Origin of the sequence: Kitasatospora sp. LaBMicrA B282, from assembly GCF_050325825.1 — a bacterium.
GTDB lineage: Bacteria > Actinomycetota > Actinomycetes > Streptomycetales > Streptomycetaceae > Kitasatospora.
In genome coordinates, this window is sequence record NZ_JBNQTI010000349.1 from 1 (window position 1) to 1,773 (window position 1,773).

At 73.2% G+C, this 1,773-nt stretch carries 1 protein-coding gene; it reads left to right on the forward strand.

Annotation, left to right across the window (positions count from 1 at the left end):
- A partial coding sequence (gene rho, locus ACQRUO_RS39340) for a transcription termination factor Rho (protein WP_428320988.1) occupies positions 1 to 1,666 on the forward strand: 1,666 nt, incomplete at its 5' end.
- Positions 1,667 to 1,773 lie beyond the last annotated feature (107 nt).

Genomic DNA, 1,773 nt, shown 5'->3' on the forward strand with positions numbered 1-1,773 from the left:
CGGCCGCCGCCGCGCCACCGCCGCGGCCGGTGCCCCCACCACCGCGGCCGGTGCCCCCACCACCGCCACCGCCGAGGCCCCGGTCGCCACCGCGACCGAGAGCGCCGTCGAGGCCGCCCCGGTCGAGACCAAGTCGGAGACCCGCGGCGAGCAGCCGCGCGCCTTCGAGGGCCGCGAGGAGCAGCGCGACGGCCGTCGCGACCGCCGCGAGCGCCGGGACCGCCGTGAGGGCGGCCAGGCCGCCGAGGGTGCCGAGGGCGAGGCCGGTGACGGCCGCGAGTCGCGCCGCGAGCGGCGCAACCGCCGGGACCGCCGTGAGGGCGGCCAGGGCACCACCCCGCAGGGCACCACCACCCAGCAGCAGCCGGCGCAGCCCGCCGCGGCCCAGCCGGCCGCCGCCCAGCAGGGCGGTTTCGACGACGACGAGTTCGGCGACGGTCGCCGCGGCCGCCGCGGCCGCTACCGCGACCGCAACCGCCGTGGTCGCCGGGACGGTTTCGAGGGCGTGGCCGAGCCGCAGCTGGGCGAGGACGACGTCCTGATCCCGGTCGCGGGCATCCTGGACATCCTCGACAACTACGCGTTCGTGCGCACCTCCGGCTACCTGCCGGGCCAGAACGACGTCTACGTCTCGCTCGCCCAGGTCCGCAAGAACGGCCTGCGCAAGGGTGACGCGATCACCGGTGCGGTGCGCCAGCCGCGGGACGGCGAGCGCCGCGAGAAGTTCAACGCCATGGTGCGGCTGGACTCGGTGAACGGCATGGACCCGGAGAGCGGCCGCAACCGCCCCGAGTTCGGCAAGCTCACCCCGCTCTACCCGCAGGAGCGGCTGCGCCTGGAGACCGACCCGGGCGTGCTGACCACCCGGATCATCGACCTGGTGTCGCCGATCGGCAAGGGCCAGCGCGGTCTGATCGTCGCCCCGCCGAAGACCGGCAAGACGATGATCATGCAGGCGATCGCCAACGCGATCACCCGCAACAACCCCGAGTGCCACCTGATGGTCGTCCTGGTCGACGAGCGTCCGGAAGAGGTCACCGACATGCAGCGCTCGGTCAAGGGCGAGGTCATCTCCTCGACCTTCGACCGTCCGGCCGAGGACCACACCACGGTCGCCGAGCTGGCCATCGAGCGCGCCAAGCGCCTGGTGGAGCTGGGCCACGACGTGGTGATCCTGCTCGACTCGATCACCCGTCTGGGCCGCGCCTACAACCTGGCCGCCCCCGCCTCCGGCCGCATCCTGTCCGGTGGTGTCGACTCGACCGCGCTCTACCCGCCGAAGAAGTTCTTCGGTGCCGCGCGCAACATCGAGAACGGCGGCTCGCTGACCATCCTCGCCACCGCGCTGGTGGAGACCGGCTCGCGGGCCGACGAGGTGGTCTTCGAGGAGTTCAAGGGCACCGGCAACATGGAGCTGCGGCTGGACCGCAAGCTCGCCGACAAGCGCATCTTCCCGGCGGTGGACGTGGACGCGTCCAGCACCCGCAAGGAGGAGATCCTGCTCGGCAGCGAGGAGCTCGCGATCACCTGGAAGCTGCGTCGGGTGCTGCACGCGCTCGACTCGCAGCAGGCGATCGAGCTGCTGCTGGACAAGATGAAGCAGACCAAGTCGAACGGCGAGTTCCTGATGCAGATCGCCAAGACGACGCCGGGCTCGAGCGACTGACGGCTCGTTCGACGCCTTCTCGAGCAACCGCCGCGGGGGGGGGGGAGGAGGGGGGGGGGGGGGGGGGGGGGGGGGGGGGAGGGACGGGGAGAGGGGGGAGGGGGGGG